The 6,000-nt window shown below is 50.0% G+C and carries 7 protein-coding genes and 1 riboswitch; of the genes, 5 read left to right on the forward strand and 2 right to left on the reverse strand.

All coding sequences use genetic code 11. The features are described from left to right. Window positions 1–144 precede the first annotated feature (144 nt). Window positions 145–304, forward strand: a riboswitch (cyclic di-AMP (ydaO/yuaA leader). Between the two features lie 123 nt (window positions 305–427). Next, on the forward strand, window positions 428–898 hold the full coding sequence (locus ACFPYJ_RS01770) for a hypothetical protein (RefSeq protein ID WP_379186320.1): 471 nt from the start codon (window positions 428–430) through the stop codon (window positions 896–898). Between the two features lie 24 nt (window positions 899–922). Here ACFPYJ_RS01770 and ACFPYJ_RS01775 read toward each other — a convergent pair whose 3' ends face one another. Both ACFPYJ_RS01775 and ACFPYJ_RS01780 read right to left on the reverse strand, forming a co-directional pair. After that, window positions 923–1,414: a NanQ anomerase/TabA/YiaL family protein gene (locus tag ACFPYJ_RS01775; protein ID WP_379186321.1), complete on the reverse strand. Its 492-nt coding sequence runs from the start codon at window positions 1,412–1,414 to the stop codon at window positions 923–925. 442 nt (window positions 1,415–1,856) lie between these two features. Then, on the reverse strand, window positions 1,857–2,060 hold the full coding sequence (locus ACFPYJ_RS01780; protein WP_379186332.1) for a YwbE family protein: 204 nt from the start codon (window positions 2,058–2,060) through the stop codon (window positions 1,857–1,859). 204 nt (window positions 2,061–2,264) lie between these two features. Between ACFPYJ_RS01780 and ACFPYJ_RS01785 the strand changes: the two genes are divergently transcribed. The 4 genes from ACFPYJ_RS01785 to ACFPYJ_RS01800 form a co-directional block, all read left to right on the forward strand. After that, on the forward strand, window positions 2,265–3,431 hold the full coding sequence (locus ACFPYJ_RS01785) for a WD40/YVTN/BNR-like repeat-containing protein (protein ID WP_379186322.1): 1,167 nt from the start codon (window positions 2,265–2,267) through the stop codon (window positions 3,429–3,431). Window positions 3,432–3,868: 437 nt separating this feature from the next. After that, window positions 3,869–4,093 (forward strand): DUF1450 domain-containing protein, encoded by a 225-nt coding sequence (locus ACFPYJ_RS01790; protein WP_379186323.1) that lies wholly within the window; start codon window positions 3,869–3,871, stop codon window positions 4,091–4,093. Between the two features lie 65 nt (window positions 4,094–4,158). Continuing rightward, window positions 4,159–4,665 (forward strand): ferritin, encoded by a 507-nt coding sequence (locus tag ACFPYJ_RS01795; RefSeq protein ID WP_379186333.1) that lies wholly within the window; start codon window positions 4,159–4,161, stop codon window positions 4,663–4,665. Between the two features lie 1,024 nt (window positions 4,666–5,689). Continuing rightward, window positions 5,690–6,000 (forward strand): transposase (locus ACFPYJ_RS01800; protein ID WP_379186324.1); only part of this gene is annotated, 311 nt, incomplete at its 3' end.

Raw genomic sequence — 6,000 nt, forward strand, 5'->3', positions numbered from 1 at the left:
AAATACAGAGATTTTAAGGGTAATTTGGAATCGCATCCGCTATGAATCCGCTTTTACGGTAGAATAGAGGGATTGAATGAAGGAATCGCCTTCGATTGAGGTTTTACTTTCAGCTTCAGGTGGCGTAATATACGTTTCAACAACCATATATCAACGCTTAATTCCCAGCAGGGGAAGCGGGGGAACCAACCGGAGCCTAACTTGGCTTCATGGGGTGAATCCTTATCTATGTTCAGCACGTAAGGACGGGCACTCTCAAGCCTGAATCCGTCAGCTAACCTCGTAAGCGCTTGAGAGAGAACCTAAGATCCTTTCATCTGCAGCTCTTTTTGGCCTGTGGAAGAAGCCAGGGGTAGAGTTTCTCTGCTCTTTAGGCTTCTTTGTGTTGCATTCAGTTGTTTATATCCGAAGGAGTGTGAGATTCACCATGCCGCTATTATCGGAACCGCTCGTTTCCGCAATCGATAACCGTTTGATGAATGTTAAAATAGGCAAAATGGAAGTTTTTCTATGTGACAGCAATCCAACTATCCAGTCCGTCGTTGGCGGCACCCTAGCTTCAGGCTGTAACTGCGTCCTGCTGAATATCTCTTGCGGCGGTGTAACCGCATGGAGTGATTGCCTATTAATCGATAAGCATACATACGTGGATATCGTCAGCTGGTCTGCTGTGTATCTCCAGTTGCGGGGACTCACCATTGCGCAGTGCCTGCAGGTCGTGCAAGCCAAAAAGGAACGCTGGGGACAGGACAAAACCCGGCTCGCAGAAACAGCCCTGAACGCTCTTATCCAGTCATGGAACAACGAGTCAGAAGCAAAGCAAGCCGAGCAGTCGGACCGGGAACGATCCTACCTCTTTCACCATTCCCAGTCCTACTACTCGCTTTGTCTTTATTAACGCGGCAAATTCAGGCTTGCAGCATTAAAGGACAGGCTGCGAAGCACCGAACAGATCGCGGTGAACCTTAACGACCGCTTTGCGAAGCGGGGTATCCTCGGACACGGAGCAGTTAGGCCGGTGAATATCCGTCGGAAACAGCACGATAAAGTCTCCCGGCACCAGATCTATATAATTCTCATGCTGAACATGCTCATAGAAAGCAATATCCTGGGTCTCATAGCGGTTATCCGTAATAATCTGCTCTTCCGATACCTTAGCCACATACATCCGCTCCCGTCCGCTGAGAACCAGCTGGATATCGGTATGGAGCTGATGGGATTCCGGCTTCACACGGCTCTTCTCTTGCGTCGTTACTTCATTGATCAGCAGGAACATGCCCGGCTCTCCGAACTCATGCTTTCCTGCCGGAAGGGCATCCAGATCTGTCTGCTGAAGCCGCTCAATCGCCCGTCTTACAGGCTCCGGGAACGTCGCCCGTTCCTTCTCCCAATTCGTCAAATCGCTGTAGATCATGAGTACCTCCTGAAAGTTATTGCGAGGTTTTACCTGATTAAGCCGAGTAACGGCTCAATTAAGCAATAACCCGCTTCGAAAGCAATGGCTTTTTGCGAGGTTCTTCGTGGTGTACTCCGCCATTATCGGCGAGACTGGCTGGCCTGTCAACGACGGGTCTACTCCGTCAGCTTGGCAATCGGCCTATATACGTATTTAATGAGCTGGATTGTTCCGGGCAGATCGGGGAACATGACAACCAAATTGACTAATATCCACCCGCACACCGTACAGAAAATAAAGACTGCCCTCAACCGGGACGTACGTTATGAGATCAATATCAAGCTTTAGCTTAACCAGTAATGGAATAAATAACCGAAAAACCGCGCTTCAGGCTTTCACCCGAAGGAGCGGTTCTTCTGCATTTTTGCTATTCATAATTCAAGAAAATACTGAAGCCTGCCTATCCTTCTGAACCTATAATGGACTTCACCCGTCCAACATCCCCGCTTTGCAAGCGGACCTTGATGCCATGCGGATGATTAGGGGAATTCGTCAAAATATCCTTTACGACACCCCGTGTTAATTTGCCGGTCGCCTGGTCCTTCTTAAGTACGATATCAACGGTGAGTCCTGCCCGGATTGCCGCTCTTTGCTGCCCATTCATACTCATATACATCTGCTCCTTCTTTACCCATCAACACGTTGATGCTTGATGCTCCCTATCATATGACAGCCGTAATTCGATGTAAAGGAACCGGTGAAGGAAGACAGGCCCGGCAAGTTCTCTTGCAACTATCTTCTTGGCTAATTCGTCATAGGGTGAGAGAGATTGGTGAAAAGTGGGTAATATGAAGGACGAGGTGATGCAATGATGAAAAGAAAAGGTTTTGCCATGCTCGGGGTCATGACCCTGTCCGCAGCGCTGTTCACAGGTATTGGTTCCGCATCCTCAGCTGAAGCGGCGGCTGGAGCGGAACCGGCTGCCGGCTGCCGTACAGACAGCCACGGTCTGACGCTGAAGACGCTGCCGGACACGGGCGATGCGCATTTTCAAGCCATTCAATTCTTAAGTCCATCGATCGGCCGCGCTGCAGGGAATGGGTTCATGATCGGAACATCCGATGGCGGATGCCACTGGCAGAGCATTCAATCCAGCGGCAAATATAGCTTTAACCAAATTCAGTTTCTGACTAACTCAGTCGGTTACGCGCTTGCACAGACCGATGCTGCAAAGCCTAATCTCCTGCTACGCACGGCCAATGGCGGCTCTGCCTTCAAAACCATCTCTACGGGAGGGAATGCATTTAACCGCATTCAGTTCTTCTCGCAGCAGGTTGGTTTTGGATTTACGCAGGCTTTCACCTACAAGACTACGAACGCCGGACAGACTTGGACCAAACTATCTACGCCGCCCAACACGCGTTATGCGCATTTCATCACACCCGACAAAGGTTGGATTCTCGTCTTCCACAGCGGCGGCGGATATGATGTGAAGCGTACCGTGGACGGCGGACGTACTTGGTCGAATAAGCTTTATGTCCACTCTGAACAGACCAGCGGCGGAATGATTTACGGGACAGACAGCTCTGATATCTGGGTCGTCCTGCTCGGAGGCTCGGGTATGTCACAAACCTCCTATTCCTTATATCACACAGCAGATGCGGGTGAGCATTGGAAACAGCTCATCTCCAATCCGACGGCTGGAGGCGGCCCTGCTCCAGGACCGAAGGTGGATGGTTTAACCGGACCATTCGGCGCTCCGCAGGATATGCAGGCCATCGGGAAGAAAGCCGCATACTTGGCAGCTTCCTCAGGTGCGGTGGACCAAATCGGTATCGGCCGTTCATTAGATGACGGCAGGACATGGAAGAATGTGACCGGCGTGCCTGGTTACGGCGGCAAGCTTTCTTTCCCGGCCGCGCTTAGCGGTTATATTGCAACAACCAGCAGCCTGTCAGGCGGGATCTACTCGACTGTGGACGGTGGCATCCACTGGTCGAAGAAATTCTCCATTCCGGAGCCGGTGGAGAAGTAAGAACGAAATATCGGTTATCGGGCAGGCTTCCTTCATTTCGGTGAAGGTGGCCGGCTCTTTTTTATTGCGCGGGAATGCCCGGATAGATGTGATTGACCTCCGACAGGCACCCGAAGGCCAGACGTTTGATTGACCACCGTCACGCGCCGCAGGCCGGACGTTTGATTGACCGCCGTCACGCAACCCACAGGCCGCCGGATGGTGGTTGACCGCCGTTACGCAACCCACAGGCCGCCGGATGTGTGGTTGACCGCCGGTTACGCACCGCCGACTGCGCGAGGTCGATCCGACTAGTGTAGGTTAGCTCGGACCTCTAACACTCACCTATGAAGCGGGTGGACCAGCCGATCCATAAAACTGTTGACAATGAGAATGAGAATTACTATCATCTGAAGTAGTGAATCATATCCCTGCTCGAAAGAGGTCGGTGCAGACCCATGAAGAAAATCAAATACTGCTGCAAAAACTTCAAGAACGGCTCCAAAACCGTCTTTAAATCACTTAAAAGCGAGTTTCCCGATATTAAACAAAAGAAAAAAGACTGCCTCGGCAACTGTAAGCTGTGCTCCAAGCAATGTATCGTCATGATTGGCAAAACAGAGGTTGTCGTAGCCCCGAACGCAAAGATTCTGTATAAGAAATTAAAGCACCGGATAGGCTAACAAGGCATATTATGGTACGATACATAGATAGAAGGAAGAAATGGAAGGGAGGCGGCTTTTCGATGATGAATGAAACACTCAGCCAGGCTTTGAATGACCAATTAAATTTCGAGCTTTACTCCGCTCATGTTTATTTGGCGATAGCCGCTTACTGCTCTGGAGAGAGCCTAGACGGATTCGCTAACTTTTTTATCGTGCAGGCGGAGGAAGAGCGATTTCATGCTATGAAAATGTATAAATTTCTGAACGACCGCGGCAAACGCGCTACACTGGCGGGTATGGATTCCCCGAAGAATGAATATTCTTCGATCTTAGATGCATTCGAGCATGCTTATGAACATGAGCAAGAAGTAACCCGCCGCATCTATCACCTGTCCGACCTGGCACTAAACGACCGTGAGCATGCTACGATGCAGTTCCTCAAGTGGTTTATCGACGAACAGGTGGAAGAGGAATCCATGTTTGACAGCATCATAACCAAGCTCAAGCGTATCGACAAAGACAGCAATGCATTCTTCATGCTCGATGCCGAATTCGCACAGCGCACATTCGTACCTCCGACAACAGCTTAACGGAAGTAACCAATCTGCATGCGCCATAACCACTAAGGGGCTGCTCCGAAAGTCACAACCTGACTTTTGGAGCAGCCCCTTACGCATTGTACTATCAGCCGCCGCAAGCATGGATAGTCATTGACAGCCGCGTCTATTTCACCAGTTGCCTCTCATGAACATTGCCATAAGATCAGTATATAGGCTGCATTCCCATCTGATTACCCTTTGCATATCAATTAGGTTCTCACGCTCGCGGTACAACCTGCTTACCATCTGCATCACAATTAGGTTCCTCACTCACATTCCCATCAGACTACCCACTGCATCACAACTAGATTCCTCACTCGCAGTACCATCAGACTACCCACTGCATCACATTAGGTTCCACACTCGCTGTCCAACCTGCTTACCATCTGCATCACAATTAGGTTCCTCACTCACATTCCCATCAGACTACCCTCTGCATCACACTAGGTTCCACACTCGCGGTACAACCTGCTTACCATCTGCATCACAATTAGGTTCCTCACTCACATTCCCATCAGACTACCCTCTGCATCACAACTAGGTTCCTCACTCGCAGTTCAACCTGCTTACCATCTGCATCACATTAGGTTCCACGCTCACTGTCCAACCTGCTTACCATCTGCATCACACTAGGTTCCTCACTCGCTGTCCCATCAGACTACCCACTGCATCACAACAAGATTCCTCACTCGCAGTACCATCAGACTACCCTCTGCATCACAACTAGGTTCCTCACTCGCAGTTCAACCTGCTTACCATCTGCATCACATTAGGTTCCACGCTCACTGTCCAACCTGCTTACCATCTGCATCACACTAGGTTCCTCACTCACATTCCCATCAGACTACCCACTGCATCACATTAGGTTCCTCACTCGCAGTCCAACCTGCTTACCAACCGCATCACAATTAGGTCCCTCAGCTACGTCTAAACTGGATATTCTCCACGGCCCCCTAATTAAACTGGAGTCGTAGCCCCCATTTTATTAGACTAGTAGTAGGGGGAGGTGGGCGACATGGGCGGTCGGAAAGTGATGAAAGAAGTCCGGTTACGGATTGTGCAAGAAGCTTTATCCGGTATTAAGATCGCTGTATTAGCTCGGAAATATGAGGTGCATCCTGAGACCATTCGCACATGGATAAAAGAGTATCGCGACCAGGTAGGGGATGATGAGATCCCTTCGACTGACGAGCAGATTCAAGAGTTAAGGCGGCTCCAAGACGTGGAGGAGAAGTACCAGAAAGCCGTTAAGATTCTCGGTGAGAAAGAGCTTGAAATTGAGATCCTGCGAGAGTTGCTAAAAAAGAAGAACCCCGCTTATCCGAA

The organism is Paenibacillus solisilvae (assembly GCF_042656405.1).
GTDB lineage: Bacteria > Bacillota > Bacilli > Paenibacillales > Paenibacillaceae > Paenibacillus_Z > Paenibacillus_Z solisilvae.